This is a genomic window from Vibrio sp. 10N.237.312.B06 (assembly GCF_041464685.1).
In the GTDB taxonomy this organism is placed as follows: domain Bacteria; phylum Pseudomonadota; class Gammaproteobacteria; order Enterobacterales; family Vibrionaceae; genus Vibrio; species Vibrio tasmaniensis_A.
In genome coordinates, this window is record NZ_JBFSPI010000059.1 from 1 (window position 1) to 26530 (window position 26530).

Consider the following 26530-nt stretch of genomic DNA (forward strand, 5'->3'; position numbering starts at 1 on the left):
GCTACCGATGTATTGTTGAACGCGAAATGTACAGCAAAGATCAACACGCCCTAATAATCCGGTTAATGGTGGAAGTCAGTCTTTTTCCCAACCAATAGCGCTAACGTGGGACAGTCAACACGCAACTGCCTATAAACTTCGCTGGGGATATACCTCTGCTATGGCCAATGTGATAGGTGAGCAAAGCGCAAAATCTTTTCAAATTGGTTCACCCGACGAGACTAAAAAAGCTTTGTATTGGAGGGTAGATAGTAAACATGGCAGTGAATGGATTGAAGGTAATGTGTGGAGCATCACTAACGCTAATGTTATTGGCGAAGCTTTAGCGCTAGCTTTTACCAAGGATGAGGTAGCTGGCTCAGGTTTTGGTTCGGATAATGCTCCATGGCCTAAAAATGTGAGTAAGGTTATTGATGGCTTTAATGTTGTCGTTACAGGGCAGACAAGAGACAACGATGCGTCGATATTAAGGCTAAGTAACGATACGACTATTACGTTGACCGATACTAACAACCGCCCATTCAAACAGATGCGCTTTTCAGCTGCGCAATGGATAAAGGGAACTGAAGGGTATTTACGAGGTGAATATTATAATGGAACATCTTGGGTTCCATTAATTACCTTATATAAAGGGGGGACGGCCAGTGGATATGGTTTTGGTGAATTAAGATCAAGCTTCATTGGTATAGGTTCGACAAGCGATCGGAGTAGTCATCCAGATTGGTATGATCCTGCGAGCGTTGATGCCTCTGCTTATTATACGATTGACTTACCTGTAAATACGACTGAAGTTAGATTTAAATTTTACAGTACTGGTAATGCTCTCAATCAAGTCGCGATCGATCAACTGAACCTATACAGGTAATCGATTTAGTGGCTGACATTTAGCTTTTTGATGGGTTCAATTATCTATTAATGGTCAAACGGCTTAAACAAAAATTGTTTAAGCCGTTTTTTATTGTCTTGTTATCAAGCCTTTTTATTACGCTGTTTTGAACACTTACTTACTGTGATTGGTATGAAATTATCGACATGCTTTGGCAACAAAAGGATTATGGTTGCCCTGAATTTTGTAGATGCGTCGGTCTCGGGTGCACTCCCAATCATCCACCGGGAACTGTTTATTCCACGCCATCATCAGGTTAGTCTGCTGCTTAGATAGCTTGAAACCATACTCTTGGCTCATATAAAGATAAGTACGCGCGATAGAACCTTTTGCTCTGTCTGGCGGCATAACCTTACGCTGTTTGAAGTTGACCTGCATTTCACACTGACCATAGCTCACGCCATCCATTCCATTCCACTGACTGAAATTGTAATTGGAGCGATCACCGTTAACTTCGCCAATTGCCGGAGTTAGATTATGAAGATCGGCTTCCATCGATTTAAATATTTTGTCATTACGAGTGCAGTTCTTACGTCCGCCATCTTGCCAGCACTGACGCTGGTGGCCGAATTGCCAAGCTGGAACCACGTGTTCCCACTCAATACGGGAAGCGCGCTTTTGCTGTTTTCTCACTTGATAACCACAGCCGTCGAGGTCGGGGATACCTTTCTTTTTGTCTTTCCAAGTGATGTCACAACCACAATAAAATGAAGTCGGGTGATCGAGATAAATCTTCACGGCTTCTTTTTTGGCTTTGGAGAACGAACTTGGTGGAGCGGCGAAAACGCTTTGGGTTACCAGTAGGCCAAATACTATTGATAGGTAAAAGGACACCGATAGGCCAAATACTTTTGGAGAGGTTTTTTGCATAGAAAAAGACTGATGAAAGTATGATAAACAACAGTCTAGCACTCAAATGTTAGTTCACTCTATTACATTTATTCGCGTTATCTTATGAGCTCAAGACTTAGCTCAATTGAAGGCCGGTAAAAGCTAAGGTTTGTTGGCATTGTTGGCAACGATAAGTTGATTGATTGCGGATGACTTTGTTGTGTCGTCTTATCGACAAGGGGTAAGTGGTGCAATCACAGCGGTACTCAAAGGTTTTTCCCTGCACTGAGGTGATTTCCAAGCTGTGGGTGGTTCTGGCTGGTACATTGAATACCTTTTCCATTACGTATTTCCACTCATTTCCGTGAGGCCTAACTCGTCCGAAGACCTGATATGTGATCAGATGTGCGAATTCATGAGGCACGACTTCGTTAATAAAGGCGTCTTCATTTTCGCTGAATAGCACTTGGTTGAGTTTTATCTCGTTTAACTGGAGGTAGGCTTTTCCCGCAGCCTTTCCTCTTAACTTGTAAGTGACGGCTGGGCATGGAAATTCACGAGAAAAATGTTGATTAGCAATAGCTAGGCATTCGCCCAGTTTTTTATTTACTCGATGCTGTTGCGGGGTGTAAGACAAGCGTTGTTAACTCCAAAAAAAGCCTCAGCGTTTAAGCTAAGGCCTCATCATAACATTGCTCATCGATCGTGAAACGATTTAAACGTGATGTTTCTTTTTGATGACTTCGTGGTAAGCATGCCATGTTCCGTAACCAAGTAATGGCATCGTTACAATCATACCCACACCGTAGGTCGCGAAGCCGACTAAGATACCAGTACCAATGATACCCGCCCAAACGACCATCGCAGGGATGTTTGATTTAACAGCGTTGAAGCTAGTAAAAATCGCACTCATTACATCTACACGTCTTTCCATCATTAGTGGAATTGAAAATGCTGAGATACTAAATATCAGGCTAGCGATAACAAAACCAATCACAGAGCCTGTAATTAAGAAGGGAGCAAATTCGGTCAATGGTGCCCCTTGTACTGAAGGGTAAAGTGCGTGCAATAATGCAGCGATACGCATCCAGAATATCATCGCAACCATTAATACAATCGCAAACGCCCATTGGTGGGTTGAGTTGCGTGTGATGGCTTTCATCGAGTGCAGTAGGCTAGCGTTGTGCCCCTTTTCTCTTTCCCGGGCTGCGTCATATAAGCCTAGGGCAAGAAACGGCCCTATTAGCATGTACACAATCAAGCTTGGCATAACGACTAAATGTGTTCCTTGCCATTGGACAAGTTGAACAATGGCGATGGCCGCACCCATAAAGCACAAACCGTAAAATGCGCTGATTAATGGCATTCTCACTAAGTCGTGCAGAGCAAGCGACAACCAATGAAAGGGCGCTGAAATGCTCACCTGATTAGATGGTATTGTACGAGCGTATTCTGAGTCTTTGATTTCTTTTTGTTTATCGTCGAAGTCTTGTGTATTCAATGTACGAGGCATAGATCCTCCTTGATCGGTTTTCTACCTGCGCTGCAGTTAAATTGCAGCGAACGAAACTCGATGCCCGACTTGGCGACGTCTTTGATGTAAGCGCGCATCAGCTAAATAGTTCACGAAACAAAGTCTGATATTGATTTGTTCGTTAACATTATTTTAACTATTGACCGTGAAGCGGCAAATATCAACTTTTGACAGGCTGTTCTTAGTCAAAGCGTTCAAGGCGCATTTTTTCACCCATACTTAATAAAGTGCTCCTTTGAATATTTTCGCTACCAAATCAGGGTTATACGGGAAGTACCAATGTGCATAAGAAGCGATGGTGCTTTGTTTTATCCAAACAGGATCGGTTGGCCTACCATATTGAGATTCAGGCTGAGTTAGTACGGTTTCTTTACTGTCTGTTTTTGAATAATGGAAAGTATGCCCACGCAGCATTTGACCATCGAAATTAGCTTCTAGGATCCCTAGCGCGGCTAGCTTCTTCTGCATAGTCGCTTTGGCATTTAACGCTCCAACCATGTTTTCTGTTTGGCTTCCTGTATCAGTCAATGCTTTGTTGAGGTATAGCATGCCACCACATTCGGCTAGGCAAGGTTTTCCTTGTTCAATGTGTGTGATGATTTGCTGTTTTAACGCATGATTGAGCGCTAGCTTATCCATATGTAATTCAGGATAACCTCCTGGTAAATACAAAGCGTCACACACTGGTAAATCATCATGTGCAAGCGGTGAGAAAAATGACAGTTTTGCCCCCAATTCGATCAACAAATCAAGGTTGGCTTGATACAAGAAAGCAAAGCTATTATCACGAGCTACTGCAATTGTATGACCAGTCAATGATTCATGTCTGGCTGGTAGTGCTTGCTTTGGTTTTTCAAATGCTTGTGCTGTTGGTAATGGGATATCACCATGTTCTAGTAGTAGCTTGGCTGCGTGATTAAGTCGCTCCTCTATGTCATCTAACTCTTGTGCTTGTACTAAACCTAAGTGGCGTTCTGGCAGCGACAAATCCATGTCTTTTGGTAACCAACCACAAAACTCGGTTTCAGGTTTTAGGCTTTCTTTTAGCATTTCAGCGTGACGTTCAGAACCTACGCGGTTTGCAACTACACCAAATACATCCACGTCATCACGGAATGTCGATAAGCCATTTACAATGGCTCCAAAGGTTTGTGCCATTGCGCCAGCATCGACAACAGCTAACATCGGAAGGTTAAATTTAGCGGCAATATCAGCACTTGAGCATTTGCCATCAAACATACCCATTACGCCTTCAATTAGAATCACATCCGCTTCTAGGGCTGCTTGATAAATTAAGTGTTGGCATTCCGCTTCACCACACATCCACAAATCCAATTGGTAAGTGGGCGTATCTGATGCAATAGATAGAAATTGTGGATCAATAAAATCAGGCCCAGTTTTGAATACTCGAACTTTCTTTCCTTGTTGAACCAAAGCTCTTGCAAGAGCAGCGACCACGGTTGTTTTTCCGCTTCCAGAAGAAGGTGCGCCTACCACTAGGGCAGAACAGTAAGCTGTAGACATAATTATTCCTTGAGTTGTTCGAGTGCGCGAGTGAGCGCTTGCCATTGTGATTCGTTGGCGGGTAACCCGAAACGAAGTGCATCGTTTTCATCACAATGACGAGTAAAAACCCCTAACTTGGCGAGCTGATGGTGCCATGATGCCGAATCTGAGATTTCAACTCGGTGAAAGAGTATCTGTGATGTTATTTTTACCGAGCCCGCCATTTGACCAAAATGTTGTTGTAAGAGTTGGTTCATACGCTGAGCCTCTTCATGTAGGCGTTGGCGGTTTTCTTTTTGCCAGTGAGAATTGAGCAAGGCATGTGTGGTGACATAGCGAGTTGGGCCACTGAGTGTCCAAGGTCCAAGGTGTTGTTTAAGAATATTTAAACGCAATGGCGAGGCAAAACAAAAGCCTGCGCGAATCCCTGCCAGTCCAAAAAATTTACCCACTGAGCGCAATACAATCAGGTTATCTGGAACTCCTGTTGGGAAACTTGGTAACACTGAAAGCTCAGAAGTACAGTCTACAAACGCTTCATCAATCACGAGCGTTGAATGATCTTGGATATGATCTAGCCAAGTCAGCACTTCACTTGGTGGCACATTCAGTGCAGTTGGATTATTGGGATTAATCACTACGACCACGTCTGCCGTTTTGAGCTGTTCGATTGTCGGTTTATGTCGGTAAAAGTCGAATATGACGGCTTGTATGCTTTGTTTTGCGTACTGCTGCCACGCATGTTGATGTTCTTTGTAACCCGTATGAGGTAATAGGATGTGCGTCAGTGTTGGCTGTGTCTTTGCAATCATATGAGGTAGCGATTGAATGGCTGCCTGACTGCCAGCTACGGGTAACAAGGCATCACTTTGATAGTAGGTTTGCGCTGCTGTGATTAAGCCATCATCGTCTTCTGGTAGCCGATTCCATACCGATGCAGGTATTTCAGGTATAGGGTAGTGGTGCGGGCTCACTCCAGTTGAAAGGTCGACCCATTGTTCGATTGGCCTTTGATAGTGCAATGAAAACTCGATTAACTTACCACCGTGATGCGGAAGTTCGTTTGAGGTTGAGTGTTGTTTAATCGTCATTAGCGTACTTAAAGTAAAGAGTTAAAATAGACATGAAATCAAAACAAACAAAGAGTTAAAAGAGAAAGCAATAGCATTACGATGACCCAAAGCACACTGTTTTTTTGAACCAAAGATATGGCTCGTGGAATATCTTCTAAAGTCGCAATATTACCTTTCCCCATCGGACGCTTTTTCACAAGTTTTCCGTGGTAATAAGTATCGCCACCTATAATAATTTGTAGTGCGCCGGCACCTGATGTCATTACGGGGCCACCGTTTGGACTCGAGCAATGTTTAGCTTGTTCTTTCCAGCATTTCAGAGCCAACTTAGTGTTGCCTAAAAGGCTGTAGCTAAGTGCGGTTAAGCGCGCAGGTGCCCAGCCCATCACATCATCGACTTTTGCTGCCACATAGCCAAATTCTAGCCAGCGTTCATTTTTGTAGCCCCACATCGCATCAAGTGTGTTCACTAATCGGAACAGTAATGCCCCTGGAGCCCCAAGCAGTGCAAACCAAAATAGAGTGCCGAAGATCGCATCGTTACCATTCTCTAATACCGACTCAATCGTCGATGACGTGATCTGGCGTTGATCCATGGCTTCAGTATTACGGCTAACGATCCAACCGACTTTCTCTCGCGCTAAATCAAGATCACCTTGGCTCAGTGGCTGGTGGATCCACTGGGCGTGCTCAAGCAGGCTACGTTGACCTATCGCGATATACAGAACCACGATATTAAATAGCCAAACGCCTAATGTGTTCCCCATGCTTAGTAGCGTATGTTGTAGCCAAAAGCTGAGTAAGCACAATGGAACAGTCGCAGTTATCCACGCGATCAAACCTGAGAGTTTAGTGGCTCGGTTTAACAGCTTCTCGATTTTCTGAACCGCATTGCCAAAACCGATCAAAGGGTGAAATCGTTTAGGCTCACCCAATAAGTGATCAAGCACCAAAGCGGCGATCATCATTAGCGAGATCGCTAAACTTGAATAACCAAAATTTAAATCAAAAAAGATCATTATGTCTGCCAAATAATGCTGCTGACTGGATACTGAAAATGAATAAACGCACAAACCAGTCAACAGCTAATGAGCGAGGTTAGTCTGCGCTCTTATCGTCTTCCAATGTTCCAGTTTCAGCTACACCCTCTTCAACGACACGTGCTTTTCGGCAAGCGTGTGAGAAGGTCGGATCGTAGAGTTTAGAGTCAACAAAATCATTGTCGCCTAGCACTTTACTGACGATGATCATCGCGGTGGAGCGAATCCCTTCATCATGCATAACTTGGGCGATCGTACCCAATGTAGCACGAAATATTCGCTGTTCAGGGTGGCTGGCTTTTTCAACGACAGCCACTGGCCAATCTTGCGGGTAAACATCCGATAATTCACGAACCACTTTACGAATCAATGTTGCACTAAGAAATAAACACAGTGTTGCTTCGTGAGAGGCAAGGGCTCGTAGATTCTCTTTTTCAGGAACAGGCGTTCGACCTGATGCTCGGCTAAGAATAATGGTCTGGCACTTTTCAGGTAGCGTCAGTTCTTGGCCAAGAGCAGCGGCACTCGCTTGGAAAGAGGACACGCCCGGAACCACTTTCCAATCAATGCCAAGTTCGTTCAAGCGACGTGTTTGTTCTGCAAGCGACGAGTAAATCGAAAGATCGCCAGTTTGAACGCGTGCAACGTTTTGACCTTTTTCGTGTGCGGTTAGGTACACATTGGTCAGATCATCAAGATCCATGTCAGCAGAGTTATAAACCAAAGCGTCTGGATGAGCGCGATCGATAACGGCTTTTGGCACTAAACTGCCTGCGTAAACAATCACAGGACACTCTTCAACTAAGCGTGCGCCTTTCACTGTGATTAAATCAGGGTCACCCGGCCCTGCGCCGATAAAAAATACCGTCATACTAGTTTGCCTCTTCCGTCACTGATTCTGTTTTAGGTTCAACTTTTAATGAATGGCCACGTTTTTGACCTTCTAGTACCTTGCCGTCTTTTAGTTGATATTTATTGGTGTAGCCACGCGGTGTTACGATCCAATCACCAAATCGGTAGCTGTTGCTGTTGCCTATCACGACCGCGGCGTTCATACCAAATTCCACTTTGGTGAATTCAGCCAGTGTTGTCAGTGTGACTTTTTGCTCATCACGATACGCAGCATTCACGATAGCAACGGGAGTATTTGGGTCACGATGTTCCAAAAGGATTTCACGTGCAGTTTCAATGTGCTGAGTTCGCTTTTTAGAGCGAGGGTTGTAGAAGGTAATCGCAAAATCAGCCATTGCCGCGGCTTCAATCCGCTTGGTAATCACTTCCCAAGGCGTTAATAAGTCAGACAGAGAAATGGTACAACTATCGTGGCCAAGAGGTGCACCAACTAAAGAAGCACAGGCGTTAGCCGCGGTGATGCCCGGAATAATATCCAGTTCAACTTGTGCGTTTAATTCTGCGTTTTGCTCCAATAATTCAAGCACTAAAGGTGCCATCGCGTACATGCCAGAATCCCCAGAACATACCAATACGACTTCTCGACCTTTTGCTGCTTCTTCTACTGCGGCTTGAGCGCGGTCCCATTCGCGAGTCATACCACTTTGAATGACTTCTTGAGTGTCGATTAGTGTGCTGATTGATTCTACATACGGTTTGTAGCCTGCAACGACATCTGCATTCTTTACGGCTTGTTGCGCTGCGGGGGTTACTAGATCAATAGCGCCAGGCCCTAAGCCTACAAGTGTTAGTTTTGCCATGATTATTTCTCTTCCTCTGGTGCACCTAAACGAATTAAGCCTTCTTTAATTTGCTTATCGATAATCTGTAACAGTTCTGGCATATCGAGCATGCAGAACTTGTCACCTTGGATTGGCTCTGCCACTTGAACGTCAGCGTCTTCTGCCAGCATCTCTTTAATTTCTTTAAGATCGTTGATGAAGTGGTTACCCGATACAAGCAGTAGTGGAACTAGATTAAGAAGCGGTCGGCCTTGGCCTGTATGTTGCTCTTTAATGCGGCGAACCATTTCATCTTTCACTAACTTAAATGGCCATGCGCCTTCGAGCGAGCAAGTGAAGTTACGTTGAGATAATTTACCTAAAAGGTCGTCACAGTAATGGATCGATTGGTGACCTGGGTTATCTAGCATAGGCGCACCGTGGTGAACGAACACGTTGAAATGATCTTGTGGAGCAAAACGATCATGGAGGGCTGAAAGCAAGTTGGTCGTCAATTGACTGTGATGCATTATCGCTGGTGTTTGTTCGATACGTGCAAATGAGAACTGCTTGAAGCCATCAACTATTGATGTCATGTAGCGATGTTCATCGGTAGGGAATAGGTACACTGAAACAATCAAAATGCGTTCGTAACCTTGAGTGTCTAGATCGGCGAGTACCTGAGGTAGGCTGAAACATGGCGTGTCTTTACGAGCCAACTTCTTGATCACCATCTTTGAGCTGGTGGCGATACGCACTGGCACATCTGGGTAACTTTGACGTACGCGCTCTGCGAGAGTTTCATAACGTTGTTGTTCTACAACGCTACCAAAGCAGCTCAGTACAATGGCTGTGCCTTGGTTATAATGACGAAGTCGTTTCATAATTGTCGCTGTCCTTATCAAATCTATATCACAAGATAAACGGGTTATCTCATGTTGGTAATGAGGTTAAAGTGAGCTTTGAAATATCATGTTCATAGCTTGCAAAGTATTTGGCCTACTATGTTCCTAAAGCTCAGTGGTGCCGTCTGCATTTTCAATTGGTGCGATAAACTTAGGATCTAAATAAGCTTTTAATGATTTCCGTTCGACTAAATTTGTGAACAAATCTTTCCAGTCTTGCTCGGTAAATTCTTCGATACCTCGAACCCAAAGCCCGTTGTTAACAGGTGTTTCATGTTCTAGTAAACGTTCGTAAATCACCATTGCGGCGCGGTTTCTGCAGGTGCCCGCACAGTGTGTACGGCTTATCTTGATGCGCTGTTCACCGTCGGAAAAATTGAGCGCTTTAAGTACCTGTCTAAGATCGTGTGCAAGGTTTTTACTGCCTTCTTTCGCGCAGCGGCCACCTTCACATAGCAATACGTGATGGCGGTGGTAGAGCATCGGGCGGTTTAAATCGACATGCTTAGGCTTACACTGAAAACCATCTACCACTTCATTACCGTGAAGGTTGATTTTGACGTTTTCATCTAGCCAGTTTTTCCACTTTTTCTTGGCGAGGGGTTCATCGTATTCGATGCGAGTACAAGACAAAGTCATGTTGAAACCGTCTTGTTTGAACTTCCACTTAGGTACCAATAGTTGATCTCGCTTAGCGTGCTTTAGCGCGGCCGCTTCAGAAACCGATGATACCCCCGTAATTTTTTTTACGTATTCTGATGGGTTTTCAATCCCTTCAACGCCGTCGAGTTGCTCGGCTGAATAAGTGTGGAAAGGAATTTGGCTTTCAGACGAGAGTTCTAAAATACCTTTTTCATCCGCTTTTAAAGCGATACTGGCGAAAGCTGAAACACTGGCTTTTGCTAGGTTATATTCAGTCAGGAAAACATTGATACCTGCTTTCAATACATGCAAAGGAGTATTGCGGTCACAGCCTATTCCAAGCACAAGCGATTTTGGTCGCCACAGTACGGTTTTATTTTTAAAGTCGGCGTAACCTTTTGGTTGTGCTTCATCTGAAATCAGAACTAAACCATCCCAATCATCAGTACTGATTTGAGAAAGGTCTGTATCGCTTAGTGCTGGGTGGGTAATGATGTGTCTTGGCATGGAACGTTTGTTCTGCCACCAGTTCTGTTCGCCAGCGTGCTGCACGATTAGAATGCGTTTTTCATTTACAACTGCTGCGCTGGTGGCGGTGATCGCGGGTTCGCATTGTGGATCAAGTGTCCAACCAAATGGCGATCCGAGCATATCCACCGACAAACTGCCGGCAGCGTCAGAAGCGGTGGTGATTACAGGAGTCGCGTTGAGTGCTTGTGAGACTTGTAACGCGATCCCATTTGCGCCACCGCGATGTCCAGATAACATAGGGATCACGAATTGGCCGTGATCGTCAATGCAGATCACGCCGGGGTCGGTGCGTTTGTCTTCTAGCAAAGGGCCGATCATTCGGCTGACAATGCCCGCAGCAAAAAAGCAGATATGGTGATCATATTGCTTAAATTGAGGAGGAAGAAAACCAGAAAGCGGCAGGGTTAACTCATCGGCTTCTGGGTATTCTTCTCGTCCAACTGGTGCAATAAAGACATCAGCAAACGGAAACGTTTTAGCTAAGCGTTTGGCTTGCCTTGCTCCGTGTAGCGTGATGGCATAAATAGCTATTTTCATTACGCTTTACCGTTATTAGTTTTATTGATGTCATCTTTACCACTATCAGCTTTACCACCATCAAGAACGGCACATTTCTTTGATTCATTAGTACCACGTAGTACACCACGACGTGCGCGAACAGAAAGCTGAACCATAGAGAAGTAGCGGTTTTCATTCGGTACATCACGTAGGTCAGAGTAAAGCTCTTGTTTCTCTGTGGTGGCATGCGACACGTAGGTTGCACAATCCAACATACTCATCGACTCAAGTTGAGTGATCAGCTTAGGGATAACGCGACCTGCTTTGATTAACATGATGGTGTCAAAATCTTCGACTAGCTTTTCTAAACACTCGATACCCCATGTCGCAGGTACAACACAAAAACGCTCCTGACCGTCAGCAAGTGGAATTTTTGTTTGTGATGGAATAGCGGTAACTGAAGTGATACCCGGAATGATCACCGGATCAAGTTCAGGAAGTAGCTCTGTAAGTTCTTCTTGGATGTATGCCCATGTGCTGTAAACCGATGGATCACCTTCGGTTGCAAATGCCACGTCTTTACCTTGCTTTAATAGTTCAACAATTGTGACGGCGGCTTTACGCCATGCAGGAACGTTGATGCTTGGGTCACGCGTCATTGGGAAATGCAAAAATAGGTATTCGCCTTTCATGCTTTCAGGGCTAACAGAACCCGCGGCAATTTGTTGAGCAAAAGAGTGGTTACTGCCCGCGTCCTTTTCTGGAAACGCGACAATGTCGACGGTGCTGAGTAGTCGGTGAGCTTTAAGTGTTAATAATTCTGGGTCTCCAGTGCCGACACCAATCGCGTACATAGTTCCTAATTTCATCTGTGCTTTCTCTAATTATGTTTTTATTTAATATGTTGAGTGGCGCTTAATTAAAAAATTAAGCGCTTATTTCTGAATAAACGGCTTGGTAAAAATAAATAAGTGAATCGGATTTTCTGATTGATAACGGGTGTAGTGAGCGAGTGGTACGCCTGTTGATATAGAGACCAGTTGAACCTGTGTCGGAGCATTGCTGTCTTTACTCCATTGATGAAGTTCGCAAACTGAATCTACCGTTACCGCTGAACCAATGACCACGCCGCCCGGTTTTATTGCTGACCAACAGAAATCTAAAATGGTGTGCATGTTGCCGCGACTTCCACCAATAAAAATACTGTCTGGCTGAGGCAAGGTGTCGAGCTGTATTGGGGCTTTATCTCGAATCAGTTGTACGTTGTCGGTACCGTGCGCTCTAAAGTTAGCCTCGACCGACTCATAACATTCTTGGTTTGATTCAATGGTGAAGACTTGTCCTTGATAACACTGCTTAGCGGCTTCTATCGCAATAGAACCTGAGCCTGTACCTATATCCCACACCACAGATCTTGGTTGAATACGCATACTCGTTAACGCTAAGTGACGAACGGGCTGTTTGGTAATTAAGCCACGTCTAGGCATGCGCTTCATGAAGTCATCATCGTTGGCGTATTGGCCCAATTCACCCCACGCATGAGGTAGCGTTCGGTGCAGTACCATTACATTGAGCGTAGAGAAGTCGTCGGAACTTTTTAGTGCGAGGTCTTCGAGAGTCCGCTGGCTTATCTTTTCGTCGGTGCCACCTAAGTTCTCACATACCCAAGCTGTCCAACCTTGTTGATTAAATTCGACTAAGTGTTTCGCAATACGAGCTGGGTTGTTTTGAACATCGGTTAGCAAGCAGTAGCTAGTTCCCCATTGCATTTGGCTTGCGATACCTTTAATGCCATCGTAATGCTGCTTTCTTCCATGTAGTGAAATTGCTTTGGTTTCTTGCCATGCAATGCCGACTCGGCTGCAAGCGAGTTGCATTGAACATGGGGAGGGAATAAAGCGTACTTCATCATTAGGCAGTTTTTTTAACAACGATTCGCCGATGCCAAAGAACAATGGGTCGCCAGAAGCTAATACGACGACGCCGCCTTCCTCGCATTCATCAAGCAACTTAGCGAACCAAGATTTATAGCCTTCTTGCATCGATAAGCGTTGACCTTTGAATTGGGGAAACCAATCCAATAGTCGGTCGTTACCTGCAACAACGCGAGCTGACTCAACAGCATTAACGGCACGACTGGTTAAACTTAAGCAGCCATCTTCAGGTACACCAATGACAGTGATAGCTGATTGGGAATATGACGCTAAAGAAGAGTGAGTACTTACCTTATTCATTTTACTGACTCGGCTAGTAGTGCGTGTATGGTTGATACCACAAGCGGGCTGCCACCTTTACGGCCTAGGCTAGCAATGTAAGGCACTGTGTTTTGTTCGGTTAATGCTTGCTTAGATTCATCTGCTTTTACGAAACCAACAGGAATGCCAATGATCAATGCAGGTTTTGCTTCGCCTGCTTCTATCATGCGCAATAGCTCAAGTAATGCGGTAGGCGCATTGCCTACACCTATGATAGAGCCGTCGAGTAGTCCGTTATCGCGGGCATAACGCATTGAGTGAATAGCACGTGTTTCTCCTGTCTCTTTAGCCGTGCTAATGACGTCTGGATGACTAATGAAGCACTGTGCTTTATTACCGTAAGCGTTGAGGCGAGTTTGGTTTAAACCTGTCACGATCATGCTGACATCGGTAATGATGTTGGCACCGTTTTTTAAAGCGGTAATGGCAGACTCAATCGCGTTGTCGCTGAATTGATATAATTTAGCGTATTCAAAGTCACCCGTAGTATGAATGGCACGACGAACCACATTCCATTCACCTTGATTAAAATTGTGGCCACCATGAAGTGTTTCGATTTCGTCATCAATGATAGAGAAAGAATCACTTTCAATTTGACGGCCTTGTTTGGTCATTTGACGCATATCATTAGTCATAGTGTTTTCCTTGTTCATGCTTATTCATCATGAAAGTGAGTATTGGTATCACTTCCTTTTGAGCAGAGATGTTCTGCTAATAGATCGCCGTTAAAATCGATCAATTTGAATTCAATGCTGACGTGATGTTTGACATACACAGCAGCGTGCTCTGCAGCTTGTTTGCAGAGCAAGGTAAGAAAGTCGTAATTAGGAATCTCTTGGCCCGATTGGGCTTCTTTCCATGTGTCGAGTACGTGGCGGCCTGTGTTGGCTTGGCTAACAGCTTCGGCAAACTCACTCGATGCACCCGATTGAATGGCGAGGTCGGCCAGCAATGAAAAGTCGATAGCTTTACCGGATACGTGAGTCATCATGTGCCCAGCGACCATCTTGCCTAGTTTGCCTATCATGGCGACGACGGTGATTTTGCTCACTTGATAACGTTTTGCTGCGCGCAGTCCGACCCCAACAAAATCACCCGCTTGGATAAAACACATCGAGTCATAACTTGGTAGCATGGCCATCGCTGATTTTTCGGTTCGAGATCCTGTCGTGAGAACCAAGTGGTTTTGGCCATTTTGTTTCGCTATTTGTACCGATTGACGCACAGATGCTGAAAACGCTGAAGTAGAGTAGGGTTTTACCGTTCCGCGTGTCCCGAGAATGGAAATACCACCGATTAAACCGAGTCTTGGTCCAATGGTTTCCTTGGCTCGCTCTTCTCCATCAGGGACGCAAATTTCCAGTGATATACCGACGTGTTTTTTCTGTTGACTGGTAGCTTGGTTCCATTCCAAAGTCACCATATCGAGAATGTTTTTTCGAGGTACGGGATTAATCGCCGCCTGACCGACGGGAAGTTCTAATCCGGGTAGAGTCACACGAGCTACGCCAACACCTCCATCGATGTGAAAACCGGGCTCTGAATGCCAGCGGGCAATACTCTGAATATGGGCTTCGTGGGTACAATCAGGATCGTCTCCTGCATCTTTAACAATGCTGGCGGTCACCGCATCGTTGGATGTTTGGATAAACGCGACCTTAAACGTAGCGGGCTCACCATTAGGTAGAGTGATGGAGATATAGTCAGGCTTTTGTCCGGTTAATAGTGTTTGAACTGCCGCTCTGCTTGCTGCCGCTGCGCACGCACCTGTGGTAAACCCACTGCGGAGATCGGACTTATTTTTGGATCGTTTAACTTTTGTGACCACAGTATTCTTCATCTACGTTTTAGGTATTGACGAATACAGAGCGTTCCCTTGTTAGACAAGGTATGGATGGTGTTGAGTTTTCCCGCTCGATATTCATGTGTGTCCAGGTATTCTGACTTACGATGTTGAGGTTCTCATTGCGCTTTACTCCTTCCCAAGTCGTGTGACTCAGTGGCTTGTAAAGGGCTCATCGCTTACAGCTGCGGGTACAGTTCAGGAGTTACACCTGATTCCCTGATGTGACGTTATACTTCGATATCTATCCTGAGGATTTCTCCGTTGTTTGGTGTTTCTATGATTTGCTTTGGTGTCCCTAAACTGGCTAATGTTTTTATCCAGTCACCATGTCCGAGCAGCAAAATAGGGTTCTCATTGTTGTGGTGACGAGAAACTCGTTGGATCCACTGAATCGCCATTGTTCTTCGTTGCTGTTCTGAATCGAACTCACTGAGCTCCATTTGAGAAATGACGGGCACTTTCAGGTAGCGTGCGATGGTTTTAGCACTGGAAATAGCACGGCCTAATTGACTGGTGTAAATAGCATTGAGGGTCAATGATTTTTGAGTTGCAAGATAACGACCGACGTTATGCATCTGTCGTTTGCCTTTCATTGTCAGGGGGCTATCCAGTTGATTCTGTGCTTTGCCTATTCGATTCCATTCGGTTTCGCCATGACGAATCGCAATGATGGTGAAGCGTTCAGCTTTCATTACTTTTCTCCATCAAAATGGAAACAATGAATAGGGCGCCAAACGCGGTGGTGACAACACCAAGAGGCAGTTCTTGAGGAGCAACTAAGGTTCTCGCCAAAATATCACTTAATAGCATAAGCAAAGCCCCAATCAGCCCTGAAGTGATGAGTAACTTTTTGTGCAATGGGCCGATGATTTTCTTCGCGATATGAGGAACCATCAAGCCAATAAATCCGACAACTCCGATGATAGAAACAAAACATGCAGTTGCAAAAGCGCAGACAATAAAGACACCGCTTTGCAGGCGTTTTGTGTCTACGCCCATGGTTTGTGCTACGTCGTCTCCTGCAAGTAAACAATCTAACTGGCGATGTTTTAATATACCTAGGACTATCAAGGCGATAAGTCCAGCAAGCACAATTAGCACATTGTCCCAGCGTGCGTTTCCTAGGCCTCCTAGCGACCAAAATAGGATCGAATGGGCTGCTCGTTGATCGCCGTGGAAGACTAAAAAATTGGTCAAAGCTGTAAATAAGAATGAGATAGCCAGCCCGGCTAAAACAATTTGAGAAGACGCTTGCCCATCCACTTTTCTGACTAGAAATAGCACTGCCGAAGCCGAGATTATTCCACCGATAAAAGCGGCGAGTGGAAGTGTCCAAATGCCGATAGCGCTGCCGATGACTGTAATCACAAAGACTGCTCCAGTTGCGGCACCGGATGACAATCCAAAAATGAAAGGGTCGGCAAGATCGTTTTTTGTCACGGTTTGTAATAACGCCCCAACAATACCTAACCCAGCACCGCAAATAATAGCGATGATTGTTCTAGGTAAGCGCAGGTGCAGTACGACTTGATCTATCGGAGAGTCGATCTGTTGACTCATCGCCGCTGAAAAAATCGTAGCGACTTGTGCAAAAGATAGCTGAACGCTGCCTAAACTCAGAGAAAACATCGCTAAGAGGGCAAAAACAGAACTGAATACGCAGGTGTTCAGTGCGGTTCGGTTCAGGTTAGTACTAAGACTTGTCATGGATTTCTTGGATGCGCTGTGCCAATTTTTCAATTGCAGCTATGTTTGCTGGCCCGGGAGTAATTTCCTCATAACGCAGAGGAAGATATTGGGTGGTCTTTACCGCTGTGGTCAGCTTCATCGCTGGGTGCTGTTCCAAAAAGGCTTGCATGCCTTTAGCGCCTGTCCCATTTTGATAATCGAGAAGAATAATGACATCAGGGTTATGCATCGCAACTGACTCCCATGATGTGGTTCCCCAGCTGATATCCAGATCTTTCATTACATTGGCGCCACCTGCCGCTTCTATCATGGCGCTCACTGTCGCGTACTTTCCTGCTGTGAATGGTTTCTCTTCCCCTGAATCATACAGAAAGACTTTAAGAGGGGTTTGATTCTGGGTTTGCTGTTGAATCAATATTAATTGCTCTCTCCAAGTGGATATAAGAGTTTGAGCTCTGTCTTGCTGACCGAATAAAGTCGCAAGGCGTGTCACGTCATCAAACATCTGTTCCATGTTAGCTGGCTGCTTATCTTTACGGATATGGCTGCAACTCTCATTAAGAATCAGAGTATTGATACCAAACTCTTTCAGAGAATCAGGCGTGACTGAGCCGCCCAACCGCATACCGTAATTCCATCCTGCAAAGAAAACATCAGGGTTGGCATTAACTAACACCTCTAAAGAAGGATATTTCGGTGCGAGCTCCGGAATGCTGCCCTGGAGGCGATTAAATTCAGGGGTCGTTTTGTAGTACCCGCTAATACCGGTCACTCCGATCATATTCTCTTCAAGCCCGAGAGAAAATGCCATCTCAGACATATTGATATCGTGAGTGATTAAGGTTTTCGGCGCTTTATCTAAGGTAAGTGTAGAGTCGCAGTTTTCTACCGTAATTTGGGCTTGTGTGGACACGGTAAGTAATAAAGTTAATGCTGATAGTTTTTTCATGAAAGCTCCTGTCCTTGGTCGAGTTCAATGTCGAAAAATTTGCTTGTTTTCTGTGTGCGCTTATTGGTCGTGCTGATTAAATCGACTTCAAAGATCGGCTTAAGTTGATTGTGAGTCAGTAGTTCTTCTACCTTTCCTTTCGCGACTACCTGGCCGTGTTCCAAAATCGCAATGTGCGTCGCGAACTTGGCCGCAAGGGAAATATCATGCAGTGAGCAAATCAGTGTTTTCTCTTGCTCTTTCAATAGTGATAAAACTTCCCCTTGAGCACATGGATCTAGATGGTTTAGAGGCTCATCTAACACCAGAAACTCGGCGTTCTGACATAAAGATCGTGCAATATGCGCTCGCTGCTTCTGGCCGCCTGAGAGCTGTCCCATTCTTCGTTCGAGGAAAGTATCGATCTTTAGTGCTTTGCTCATTTGGTCAAGTGAAAAGCTAGAAGTGGCTTGATTGGAAGCGGTTAGTTGAATGTACTCTCTTAGTGTTAAACGACCATCCACTTGACTGTGTTGTGGAAGGTAACTGATTTGTTTGGCTCTTTGCTGGCAAGTTAACTTACTTAGCGGCAATTGGTTTATGACGACTTCGCCTTTGAAGGGAAGTAAATTAACCAGTGCCTTTAATAACGTGGTTTTTCCGGAACCATTGCGTCCAATGACTACCCAGCGCTCACCTTGATTAATTTTCAGATCGAGTGGGTGCAGTCGTTGAGTGTTTTGTTGTTGAACTGAAAGTTTGTGGCAAAGAAGCATGAGTTACTGAGAATGGTTTGTTTTTAACAAGTGCTATTACATTAAAATTTAAACGTTTGCGTAACATTGATCTCAGCACGTAAAATCCCCACTATTATCAAAATAATCTATAAGTTAACGCTTGTGCTACGTGAAAGGGTTAGGATTTATTAGTGAAAGAATAGAAGAATAGAAGAATAGAAGAATAGAAGAATAGAAGAATAGAAGAATAGAAAGAAAAAAGCCTCTGAGAACAGAGGCTTTTAAAATTACGTTTCAGCTAAGCGTGTTGCGTAATGCTTACAGGCCTGCGAAGTCCGCAAGGATAGCTGCTTTGTCAGTTGCTTCCCAAGGGAACTCTTCGCGACCGAAGTGGCCGTATGCAGCAGTCTGCTTGTAGATAGGTTGAAGAAGGTTCAGCATCTCTTGAAGACCGTATGGACGTAGGTCGAAGTTTTGACGAACTGCTTCAATGATGATTTCGTGCGCTACTTTCTCAGTACCAAACGTTTCAACCATGATAGATGTTGGATCTGCAACACCGATAGCGTAAGACAGTTGAATCTCACAACGGTCAGCCATACCAGCAGCAACGATGTTTTTCGCAACGTAACGAGCTGCGTAAGCTGCAGAACGGTCAACTTTTGATGGATCTTTACCAGAGAATGCACCACCACCGTGACGAGCTGCGCCGCCGTAGGTATCAACGATGATCTTACGACCTGTTAGACCACAGTCACCCATTGGGCCACCGATTACGAAACGGCCTGTTGGGTTGATGAAGAAGTTAGTGTCTTTGTTGATCCACTCAGCAGGAAGTACTGGCTTGATGATCTCTTCCATTACCGCTTCACGTAGGTCAGGTGTTGTTACTGAATCACAGTGTTGAGTTGAAAGAACAACAGCGTCGATACCAACGATCTTACCTTGGTCGTATTGGAACGTTACTTGAGATTTCGCATCTGGGCGAAGGAAGTCAAGCTTGCCGCTCTTACGTACTTCAGCTTGCTTCTTAACAAGAAGGTGAGAGTAAGTAATTGGAGCTGGCATTAGGATTGGTGTTTCGTTAGTCGCGTAACCAAACATGATACCTTGGTCGCCTGCGCCTTGATCTTTAGGATCGGCTTTATCAACACCTTGGTTGATGTCTGGAGACTGCTTACCAATTGTGTTTAGTACTGCACAAGAGTCAGCGTCAAAGCCCATATCAGAATGAACGTAACCAATTTCACGAACTGTTTCACGAGTGATTTCTTCGATATCAACCCATGCAGACGTGGTTACTTCACCGCCAACCATAACCATGCCGGTTTTTACGTAAGTCTCACAAGCAACACGTGCTTTTGGATCTTGTTCAATGATGGCATCAAGAACAGCATCTGAGATTTGGTCTGCAATTTTATCTGGATGGCCTTCTGAAACAGATTCAGAAGTGAATAGGTGCTTAGCCATGAGAGCTCCACTTTTAGTTTAGTTTTTAGTTGCAAATAGTTAAATGCAAATAATTTATGCCGTCGCAATCGAGGAAGCGCCGCCATTCAATACAGTATATTTTGTAGGTGTTTCTACATCTAGACGGCTATTTTAAATTCCAACGGTCGAATTACAAGCTCTTTTTTAGGATATGTCATAACTAAACGTTTGCGTATTGGTAGGGGGAAGCCATTGTTAAGTGGTGTAAATGATCGAAAATTGCGGAAAATGACCGTTAAAGTGCCAGTAAAACGTTTGCAGTCGCTATAGTCGTTTGAGAGAATACCCGCGCTAATAAAAATGAAAACTTTAGCATCTATCTCTTTTTTAAATCGCTTATGTATCCAGGAGCAGACATGCCTTCTCGTAAAGATCTAGCCAATGCAATCCGCGCACTTAGCATGGACGGTGTTCAACAAGCAAACTCAGGCCACCCAGGCGCACCTATGGGTATGGCTGACATCGCTGAAGTTCTTTGGCGTGGCCACTTGAACCATAACCCATCAAACCCAGAGTGGGCTGACCGTGACCGTTTTATCCTGTCTAACGGTCATGGTTCTATGCTGATTTACTCTCTGCTTCACTTAGCAGGTTACGAGCTTTCAATTGAAGACCTAAAAAACTTCCGTCAACTGCACTCTAAGACTCCAGGTCACCCAGAGTACGGTTACGCTCCTGGTATCGAGACAACGACTGGTCCTCTGGGTCAAGGCATCACCAACGCTGTTGGTATGGCGATGGCTGAAAAATCATTGGCTGCACAGTTCAACAAAGAAGGCCACGACATCGTCGATCACTTCACTTATGCGTTCATGGGTGATGGTTGTTTGATGGAAGGTATTTCTCACGAAGCATGTTCTCTAGCGGGTACGCTAGGTCTTGGTAAGCTGGTTGCTTTCTGGGATGACAACGGCATCTCTATCGATGGCGAAGTTGAAGGTTGGTTCTCTGACGATACACCTAAGCGTTTTGAAGCTTACGGCTGGCACGTAATCCCAGCAGTTGATGGTCACGATGCTGACGCAATCAATGCGGCTATCGAAGCGGCTAAAGCGGATCCTCGTCCAACACTTATCTGTACTAAGACTATTATCGGTTTTGGTTCACCAAATAAAGCGGGTACGCACGACTGTCACGGTGCTCCACTAGGTGCTGATGAAATCACAGCAACTAAAGCGGCACTTGGTTGGGAACACGGTCCTTTCGAAATTCCAGCTGATATCGCAGCTGAGTGGAATGCGAAAGAAGCAGGCGCAGCGAAAGAAGCAGCGTGGAATGCTAAGTTTGACGCATACGCAGCGGCTCACCCTGAGCTAGCAGCTGAATTCAAACGTCGTACTAATGGCGATCTTCCAGCTGAGTGGGAAGAGAAAGCAAACGCAATCATTGCTGATCTTCAAGCTAACCCAGCAAACATCGCATCACGTAAAGCATCTCAAAATGCTCTAGAAGCATTCGGTGCTATGCTGCCTGAATTCATGGGCGGCTCTGCTGACCTTGCGCCTTCTAACCTGACTATGTGGTCTGGTTCTAAGTCGCTTGAAGCGAACGACTTCTCAGGTAACTACATCCACTACGGTGTACGTGAATTCGGTATGACTGCAATCATGAACGGTATCGCTCTGCACGGTGGTTTCGTACCATACGGCGCAACGTTCCTAATGTTCATGGAATACGCACGTAACGCAATGCGTATGGCTGCTCTGATGAAAGTTCAGAACATCCAAGTTTACACGCATGACTCTATCGGTCTTGGCGAAGATGGTCCTACTCACCAACCTGTTGAGCAGATTGCTTCTCTACGTCTGACTCCAAACATGAGCACATGGCGCCCATGTGACCAAGTTGAGTCTGCTGTTGCTTGGAAACTAGCAATCGAACGCAAAGATGGTCCTTCTGCACTTATCTTCTCTCGCCAAAACCTTGCACAGCAAGACCGTGACACTGAGCAAGTAGCAAACATCGCTAAGGGGGGTTACATTCTGAAAGATTGTGCTAGTAAGCCAGATCTAATCATTATCGCAACGGGTTCTGAAGTTGAGCTAGCGGTTAGCGCTGCTGCTGAACTAACAGCTGAAGGCAAGAAAGTACGCGTAGTATCTATGCCTGCAACTGACGCGTTCGATAAGCAAGACGCTGAGTACCGTGAGTCTGTACTGCCATCTGACGTTACAGCGCGTATCGCAGTAGAAGCTGGTATCGCTGACTTCTGGTACAAATACGTTGGTTTCGGTGGCAAGATCATCGGCATGACAACGTTCGGCGAATCTGCACCAGCAGGCGAGCTATTCAAGATGTTCGGTTTCACTACTGAAAACGTAGTAAACACTGCAAAAGAGCTTCTTGCTTAAGCATTCGTTGTAACGCGAATAGAAAAAAACCGAGCCACTGGCTCGGTTTTTTATTTGGCTTTCAGAAACATGAGTTACTCGAATTCATTTCCCCAATTATCAAGTTCTCTAGTCCCACAGACCTTACATTCAACGTAACGATCCATGTTGTAGTAATGACCACCATTGATAATTGAATTAGCAAACAGCTTTATTCTTCCTAACAAAGTTTTGTCGGTATCATAGCTGCTTGTTTGGCGAACAAGAACTTCACTATGTGGCGTTTCTTTATTGCACGTTTTACAAAAATGAGTCGCTGGAAATCCAGACATAACCTTTTCCTTTGGTTGAGAAAACTAGGTTAGAAACAGCCGTAGAATTAGGTCAGACTCATTTAGATATCATTGCATAATAGCTATTACATTCGCTAGATTTATAAATTCATTTTGTCGAGGTATGTCGCTTAATTGATTTAGTGAGGAAATGTTACCTACTCCTGCACTCAGTACTTGTTTAGGTATTTAGCAATAGAGTTAACTGTGCATAGAGTCATTTGTAACGAACAGCTTACATTGCGGAGTTTGAGCGCATTTCGTTATTAATATTCTTGAAAGATATAACGAAGTAAGAGAATGTTGGCGCGTTGTTTTCATATGAAAGGTCTAGCATGACAAACAAAGTAATCTTGGTGGTCGATGATAGTCAGGACATTCTTGATGCTCTTAGTGAATATCTGGAACGTTCAAGCTTTACGGTTATCACAGCTCTTGAAGGCAATGAGATTTGGAAGAAGCTTGAAACTGTCACTCCAGATCTCATTATTTTAGACATCATGCTACCCGGAGATGATGGTTTGACCTTGTGCCAGAAACTACGTCTTCAATCTCAAGTTCCCATTATTATGCTCACCGCAGTAACCGACGATGCTGATCGAATAGCAGGATTAGAAATTGGAGCTGATGACTATATTACTAAGTCATTTAACCCACGTGAGCTATTAGCCAGAATCAAAGCTTTATTGAGGCGTTCCACGTTTAGCCATAGCCAAGGTGAACGGACTCTGAAATTCATGGATTGGACTTTTGACACTCTTAAACGACAACTGAAACATGAAGATGGAGAGGTGGTATCTCTTTCTAGTGCTGACTATAACTTGCTTACGCTCATGTTGGATTCCCCCAACCAATTATTAAGCCGAAATGATATTGCTCAAGCTCTTTGGGGGAGGGATGCGGAACCACTAGAAAGAGGCATTGATGTACAAATTAGCCGGTTAAGGAAGCAATTAAGAGACGATGACCGTAACACGATTATGACGGTAAGGCATCGCGGCTATATGTTAGTGATCGATTCACATATCAATCGTATTAAATTTTGAAAAAAAACATACACCAGTCAATGGTTGCGCGTATCACCCTGTCTACGTTCATGGTTATTCTCATGGCTGAAATACTGGCAGGTGCGGTATGGTTTACGGCAACATCAGCATCAAAAAAAGAGTCAGCTAGCCACGCCATGACAGCTATATCATCAGCTGCAGCAGATACTATTAATTACTTCTCTGGCTTACCCATTAATTACCGTCACTTGGTGTTGGAACAGCTACGAAATATAGGAGGAACAAGGTTTTTCATATCCATAAATAACCATAAACTTCCTATCACTTCTTTATCTGATTACTCATTGGTTCCTCAGATGGAAGTACAAGCGTCTGAACTTCTGAATCAGCAACTTAGAGACTCCCGCAAAGTGCATGTCACTTTGACTAAGCGAGAAGATTTACGGGTGTTTAACTCTGGTATAAAGCTTCATGAACTTCCTGCATTGTGGAAAGACTACAGTTTAGTATTAGGAAAACTGGATCTCCCAATTGCTGTTATTCAGGTGGAGTTTTCAGATAATGAATGGCTTTATTTAGCCACCGTTCTACCGCTGTCTTTTGATAGTCTGACCGATAATTTCATTGATAGCAGACAAGTCATATTTCTCCTTATTGTTACCTTCATGCTTATGGGTGTTTCTTATGTTGTCTTACAGAAGGAAATTCGTCCTTTTCGTTCTTTAGCACGCTCTGCCACTCTTATGGGGTCGCAAATGCAGATTGAAGAAATCAAAGAAGAAGGCAGCTCAGAAACCAGAGCGGCTATTCATGCTTTCAACAAAATGAACCGTCGAATCAAATCGTATTTGCGGGATAGAGATATGTTTTTTAATGCGATATCCCATGATATTAAAACACCATTAGCCTGTTTAAAGTTACGAACTGAAATGATGGATGATGAGCAAACAAAGTTAAGGTTTGAAAAGCTATTGAACGAAGTCGATATGATGTTGAACGGGGCTTTGCAATATATGCGAGAGAATGACATCCACGAAGAGTTAGAGTGGACTGATATTAACGATATCCTTGAACAATGCGCGGCTGTTCATAATAAAAATGGAGTATGCGTAAGCCTGATAGATCTGCCAAGGATTGAGCTTTATGGCAAGCCACTAGCAATCAAACGTTGTTTATTCAACTTAGTTGATAATGGCGTTAAATATGGAAATACGGTCGATATCAGTATGTTTTCTCACTCTGATTCTATTCAAATCGTGCTGCGTGATGCAGGAAAAGGAATCAAAGAAGATATGTTAGAAAAAGTCTTTGAACCTTACTTTAGAGACAATGATACAGGCATTGAAGGTTCAGGTTTGGGACTAGCAATTGCTCGTAGTATCGCAAGGGCACACGGTGGGGACGTTCAGTTATCTAATTCACCAGAAGGTGGGCTTGAGGTGGACATTATTTTGGTGAATGCCCTATGAAAAAATGGTTACTGTTAAGTCTTTTGTTATCGACGAACCCCGCGTTTTCTTCCCCCTCTGTTGAAATGCTGCATTGGTGGACGGCTGCTGGAGAAGAAAAAGCGTGGTCGGTCATCGAGAAGCAATTTGAATCTCTGCCTTATACATTAAAAAGTGAACCAATCAGTGGCGGTGGTGGTGCACCTGCCAAAGCGATTCTTCAAGCCAGAGCTATTGCCGGGTATTCCCCTGATATTGCTCTTATGGAAGGTCCGGCTATTCAGTCATGGGCGGCGTTAGGTTTTTTAAATGATGTCAATGAAGTCGCAGAATCGCAGAGGTGGGATCAGTCGCTGTATCCTGATATTAAAGCCATTCACCAATATGACGGGAACTTTGTCGCCATACCTTTGAATATCCATCGATTAAATTGGATGTGGATAAATAAAAAGGTACTAAATCAGCATCAACTTTCATCACCTCAGACGTGGGACTCGTTACTGTTAGCATTAACTACGCTGAAAAGTAAGGGGGTTAATCCTTTGGCTTTGGGAGAAGACTCTTGGCAAATTGTGCAAGTTTTTGAAAATATTGCATTCGGAGTAGGTGGGGCAAATTATTATCGACAGGCATTTGTGGATTTAGACCCTGACGCATTAAATAGCGATAAAACACTTGAGGCGCTTAAGCGCTTCCGCTCTCTGGCTAATATTGTCGGTAGTGATTTACCGAGTATTAGTTGGGATCAGGGGACAAAATCTTTGCTTGAAGGGGAGTTTGCCTTTCAATTTACAGGTGATTGGGCTCTGGGAGAGATGTTTATTAGTGCAGAAGGTGAAATTCCAGATTACATAGAATGTCGAGCGTTCCCTTCTACGGAAAAAGGTTTTATCTACAATGTTGATAGCTTGGCATTTTTTACAAAAGTAACGGGTGAAGATCATAATATGGTATCGGTAATGACCTCGTTATCTTCTCCCCAATTTCTTTTAGACTTCAGTAAAAAGAAAGGTTCAATACCTGCTCAAGCAAATATACCTGTGAATGAATTATCACGATGCCAACAGCAATCTTATCAAGATTACATTCATGCGAGTTCTGAAGGTACAGCTATGCCAAGCTTGACCGATTCAATGGCTGTTAACCCTGTTCTTCAGAATGCGGTATCCAACGAGTTATATCGCTACTTTATGGACTCTTCCATTTCAGCGGAAACACTTATTGGACACCTACATGCTATTAATAATGAGGTGTTTCGTTAGCTTCTTGTTCTTCTTTTGACTTTAAATGTCTAGCTAGAAATTACTATGTACCTTCGACATTTTCCAGCCTAGGTCTATTGTAAAAA

25 protein-coding genes and 1 riboswitch are annotated in these 26530 nt (G+C 44.3%); of the genes, 5 read left to right on the plus strand and 20 right to left on the minus strand.

The genetic code is table 11. The features are described 5' to 3' along the window. The first annotated feature begins 160 nt into the window (after positions 1-160). Entirely contained in the window at positions 161-865 is a 705-nt protein-coding gene (locus AB6C75_RS15685; protein ID WP_372108127.1) for a hypothetical protein, read from the plus strand. A 159-nt stretch (positions 866-1024) separates the two neighbouring features. Here AB6C75_RS15685 and AB6C75_RS15690 read toward each other — a convergent pair whose 3' ends face one another. From AB6C75_RS15690 to metK, 19 genes are all read right to left on the minus strand, one after another. Next, positions 1025-1756, minus strand: coding sequence for an endonuclease (locus AB6C75_RS15690; RefSeq protein ID WP_372108128.1), 732 nt, complete (start codon positions 1754-1756; stop codon positions 1025-1027). Between the two features lie 97 nt (positions 1757-1853). After that, positions 1854-2354, minus strand: coding sequence for a SprT family zinc-dependent metalloprotease (locus tag AB6C75_RS15695; RefSeq protein WP_372108129.1), 501 nt, complete (start codon positions 2352-2354; stop codon positions 1854-1856). Between the two features lie 78 nt (positions 2355-2432). After that, a complete protein-coding gene (locus tag AB6C75_RS15700; protein WP_372108130.1) occupies positions 2433-3230 on the minus strand; it encodes a DUF2189 domain-containing protein in 798 nt (265 codons plus the stop codon). A 240-nt stretch (positions 3231-3470) separates the two neighbouring features. Continuing rightward, positions 3471-4775, minus strand: a complete 1305-nt coding sequence (locus AB6C75_RS15705) for a cobyrinate a,c-diamide synthase (RefSeq protein ID WP_372108131.1) — start codon at positions 4773-4775, stop codon at positions 3471-3473. A 2-nt stretch (positions 4776-4777) separates the two neighbouring features. Next, the gene (locus AB6C75_RS15710) at positions 4778-5848 is read right to left on the minus strand and encodes a threonine-phosphate decarboxylase (protein WP_372108132.1); all 1071 of its coding nucleotides are present in this window, start codon (positions 5846-5848) and stop codon (positions 4778-4780) included. 38 nt (positions 5849-5886) lie between these two features. Further along, positions 5887-6849 (minus strand): adenosylcobinamide-phosphate synthase CbiB, encoded by a 963-nt coding sequence (cbiB, locus tag AB6C75_RS15715; protein ID WP_372108133.1) that lies wholly within the window; start codon positions 6847-6849, stop codon positions 5887-5889. Between the two features lie 79 nt (positions 6850-6928). Beyond that, entirely contained in the window at positions 6929-7741 is an 813-nt protein-coding gene (cobM, locus tag AB6C75_RS15720) for a precorrin-4 C(11)-methyltransferase (RefSeq protein ID WP_009847688.1), read from the minus strand. A gap of 1 nt (position 7742) precedes the next feature. After that, the gene (gene cobJ, locus AB6C75_RS15725) at positions 7743-8582 is read right to left on the minus strand and encodes a precorrin-3B C(17)-methyltransferase (protein ID WP_009847687.1); all 840 of its coding nucleotides are present in this window, start codon (positions 8580-8582) and stop codon (positions 7743-7745) included. Positions 8583-8584: 2 nt separating this feature from the next. Beyond that, the gene (locus AB6C75_RS15730) at positions 8585-9427 is read right to left on the minus strand and encodes a sirohydrochlorin cobaltochelatase (protein ID WP_009847686.1); all 843 of its coding nucleotides are present in this window, start codon (positions 9425-9427) and stop codon (positions 8585-8587) included. A 126-nt stretch (positions 9428-9553) separates the two neighbouring features. After that, positions 9554-11158, minus strand: coding sequence for a cobalamin biosynthesis protein (locus AB6C75_RS15735; protein WP_372108134.1), 1605 nt, complete (start codon positions 11156-11158; stop codon positions 9554-9556). Then, a complete protein-coding gene (gene cobI / locus AB6C75_RS15740) occupies positions 11158-11988 on the minus strand; it encodes a precorrin-2 C(20)-methyltransferase (protein WP_372108135.1) in 831 nt (276 codons plus the stop codon). The genes AB6C75_RS15735 and cobI overlap by 1 nt, the downstream gene beginning before the upstream one ends. Positions 11989-12054: 66 nt before the next feature. Beyond that, the gene (cbiE, locus tag AB6C75_RS15745) at positions 12055-13353 is read right to left on the minus strand and encodes a precorrin-6y C5,15-methyltransferase (decarboxylating) subunit CbiE (RefSeq protein ID WP_372108136.1); all 1299 of its coding nucleotides are present in this window, start codon (positions 13351-13353) and stop codon (positions 12055-12057) included. Continuing rightward, positions 13350-14009 carry a precorrin-8X methylmutase gene (locus tag AB6C75_RS15750; protein ID WP_372108137.1) on the minus strand — a complete coding sequence of 220 codons (660 nt, stop codon included), beginning with the start codon at positions 14007-14009 and terminating at the stop codon, positions 13350-13352. The genes cbiE and AB6C75_RS15750 overlap by 4 nt, the downstream gene beginning before the upstream one ends. 20 nt (positions 14010-14029) lie before the next feature. Beyond that, positions 14030-15202, minus strand: coding sequence for a cobalt-precorrin-5B (C(1))-methyltransferase (locus tag AB6C75_RS15755; protein WP_041473002.1), 1173 nt, complete (start codon positions 15200-15202; stop codon positions 14030-14032). Positions 15203-15307: 105 nt separating this feature from the next. After that, positions 15308-15438, minus strand: a riboswitch (cobalamin riboswitch). Between the two features lie 9 nt (positions 15439-15447). Further along, positions 15448-15912 carry a phosphoglycerate mutase family protein gene (locus AB6C75_RS15760; RefSeq protein ID WP_012604813.1) on the minus strand — a complete coding sequence of 155 codons (465 nt, stop codon included), beginning with the start codon at positions 15910-15912 and terminating at the stop codon, positions 15448-15450. Further along, positions 15902-16927, minus strand: coding sequence for an iron ABC transporter permease (locus AB6C75_RS15765; RefSeq protein ID WP_009847679.1), 1026 nt, complete (start codon positions 16925-16927; stop codon positions 15902-15904). The genes AB6C75_RS15760 and AB6C75_RS15765 overlap by 11 nt, the downstream gene beginning before the upstream one ends. Then, complete coding sequence (locus AB6C75_RS15770; RefSeq protein WP_372108138.1) at positions 16914-17858, minus strand: ABC transporter substrate-binding protein; 945 nt, start codon at positions 17856-17858, stop codon at positions 16914-16916. The genes AB6C75_RS15765 and AB6C75_RS15770 overlap by 14 nt, the downstream gene beginning before the upstream one ends. Beyond that, positions 17855-18613 carry an ABC transporter ATP-binding protein gene (locus AB6C75_RS15775; RefSeq protein WP_017097281.1) on the minus strand — a complete coding sequence of 253 codons (759 nt, stop codon included), beginning with the start codon at positions 18611-18613 and terminating at the stop codon, positions 17855-17857. Before AB6C75_RS15775 ends, AB6C75_RS15770 begins: the two co-directional genes overlap by 4 nt. 279 nt (positions 18614-18892) lie before the next feature. Beyond that, complete coding sequence (gene metK / locus AB6C75_RS15780; protein WP_009847676.1) at positions 18893-20044, minus strand: methionine adenosyltransferase; 1152 nt, start codon at positions 20042-20044, stop codon at positions 18893-18895. A 377-nt stretch (positions 20045-20421) separates the two neighbouring features. On the opposite strand from metK, the gene tkt reads away from it, so the two are divergent. Next, a complete protein-coding gene (tkt, locus tag AB6C75_RS15785; RefSeq protein ID WP_372108139.1) occupies positions 20422-22416 on the plus strand; it encodes a transketolase in 1995 nt (664 codons plus the stop codon). A 74-nt stretch (positions 22417-22490) separates the two neighbouring features. On the opposite strand, the gene AB6C75_RS15790 is transcribed toward tkt, so the two are convergent. Further along, positions 22491-22727 (minus strand): hypothetical protein, encoded by a 237-nt coding sequence (locus AB6C75_RS15790; protein WP_012604808.1) that lies wholly within the window; start codon positions 22725-22727, stop codon positions 22491-22493. 335 nt (positions 22728-23062) lie between these two features. Between AB6C75_RS15790 and AB6C75_RS15795 the strand changes: the two genes are divergently transcribed. From AB6C75_RS15795 to AB6C75_RS15805, 3 genes are read left to right on the plus strand one after another with little or no spacing between them, the layout of a single operon-like run. After that, positions 23063-23773 carry a response regulator gene (locus AB6C75_RS15795; protein ID WP_372108140.1) on the plus strand — a complete coding sequence of 237 codons (711 nt, stop codon included), beginning with the start codon at positions 23063-23065 and terminating at the stop codon, positions 23771-23773. Further along, positions 23770-25203, plus strand: a complete 1434-nt coding sequence (locus AB6C75_RS15800) for an ATP-binding protein (RefSeq protein ID WP_372108141.1) — start codon at positions 23770-23772, stop codon at positions 25201-25203. Before AB6C75_RS15795 ends, AB6C75_RS15800 begins: the two co-directional genes overlap by 4 nt. Beyond that, positions 25200-26444, plus strand: a complete 1245-nt coding sequence (locus AB6C75_RS15805; protein ID WP_012604805.1) for an ABC transporter substrate-binding protein — start codon at positions 25200-25202, stop codon at positions 26442-26444. The genes AB6C75_RS15800 and AB6C75_RS15805 overlap by 4 nt, the downstream gene beginning before the upstream one ends. Positions 26445-26530 lie beyond the last annotated feature (86 nt).

Bases quoted from the DNA above. Each gene is read 5' to 3' on its own strand.
- AB6C75_RS15795 (WP_372108140.1), top strand. From the start codon at position 23,063: ATGACAAACAAAGTAATCTTGGTGGTCGATGATAGTCAGGACATTCTT.
- AB6C75_RS15770 (WP_372108138.1), bottom strand. From the start codon at position 17,858: ATGAAAAAACTATCAGCATTAACTTTATTACTTACCGTGTCCACACAA.
- cbiB (WP_372108133.1), bottom strand. From the start codon at position 6,849: ATGATCTTTTTTGATTTAAATTTTGGTTATTCAAGTTTAGCGATCTCG.
- AB6C75_RS15685 (WP_372108127.1), top strand. From the start codon at position 161: ATGGCCAATGTGATAGGTGAGCAAAGCGCAAAATCTTTTCAAATTGGT.
- AB6C75_RS15805 (WP_012604805.1), top strand. From the start codon at position 25,200: ATGAAAAAATGGTTACTGTTAAGTCTTTTGTTATCGACGAACCCCGCG.
- AB6C75_RS15730 (WP_009847686.1), bottom strand. From the start codon at position 9,427: ATGAAACGACTTCGTCATTATAACCAAGGCACAGCCATTGTACTGAGC.
- AB6C75_RS15700 (WP_372108130.1), bottom strand. From the start codon at position 3,230: ATGCCTCGTACATTGAATACACAAGACTTCGACGATAAACAAAAAGAA.
- tkt (WP_372108139.1), top strand. From the start codon at position 20,422: ATGCCTTCTCGTAAAGATCTAGCCAATGCAATCCGCGCACTTAGCATG.
- cbiE (WP_372108136.1), bottom strand. From the start codon at position 13,353: ATGAATAAGGTAAGTACTCACTCTTCTTTAGCGTCATATTCCCAATCA.
- metK (WP_009847676.1), bottom strand. From the start codon at position 20,044: ATGGCTAAGCACCTATTCACTTCTGAATCTGTTTCAGAAGGCCATCCA.
- AB6C75_RS15750 (WP_372108137.1), bottom strand. From the start codon at position 14,009: ATGACTAATGATATGCGTCAAATGACCAAACAAGGCCGTCAAATTGAA.
- cobI (WP_372108135.1), bottom strand. From the start codon at position 11,988: ATGAAATTAGGAACTATGTACGCGATTGGTGTCGGCACTGGAGACCCA.
- AB6C75_RS15690 (WP_372108128.1), bottom strand. From the start codon at position 1,756: ATGCAAAAAACCTCTCCAAAAGTATTTGGCCTATCGGTGTCCTTTTAC.
- cobJ (WP_009847687.1), bottom strand. From the start codon at position 8,582: ATGGCAAAACTAACACTTGTAGGCTTAGGGCCTGGCGCTATTGATCTA.
- AB6C75_RS15790 (WP_012604808.1), bottom strand. From the start codon at position 22,727: ATGTCTGGATTTCCAGCGACTCATTTTTGTAAAACGTGCAATAAAGAA.
- cobM (WP_009847688.1), bottom strand. From the start codon at position 7,741: ATGACGGTATTTTTTATCGGCGCAGGGCCGGGTGACCCTGATTTAATC.
- AB6C75_RS15775 (WP_017097281.1), bottom strand. From the start codon at position 18,613: ATGCTTCTTTGCCACAAACTTTCAGTTCAACAACAAAACACTCAACGA.
- AB6C75_RS15705 (WP_372108131.1), bottom strand. From the start codon at position 4,775: ATGTCTACAGCTTACTGTTCTGCCCTAGTGGTAGGCGCACCTTCTTCT.
- AB6C75_RS15765 (WP_009847679.1), bottom strand. From the start codon at position 16,927: ATGACAAGTCTTAGTACTAACCTGAACCGAACCGCACTGAACACCTGC.
- AB6C75_RS15735 (WP_372108134.1), bottom strand. From the start codon at position 11,158: ATGAAAATAGCTATTTATGCCATCACGCTACACGGAGCAAGGCAAGCC.
- AB6C75_RS15710 (WP_372108132.1), bottom strand. From the start codon at position 5,848: ATGACGATTAAACAACACTCAACCTCAAACGAACTTCCGCATCACGGT.
- AB6C75_RS15760 (WP_012604813.1), bottom strand. From the start codon at position 15,912: ATGAAAGCTGAACGCTTCACCATCATTGCGATTCGTCATGGCGAAACC.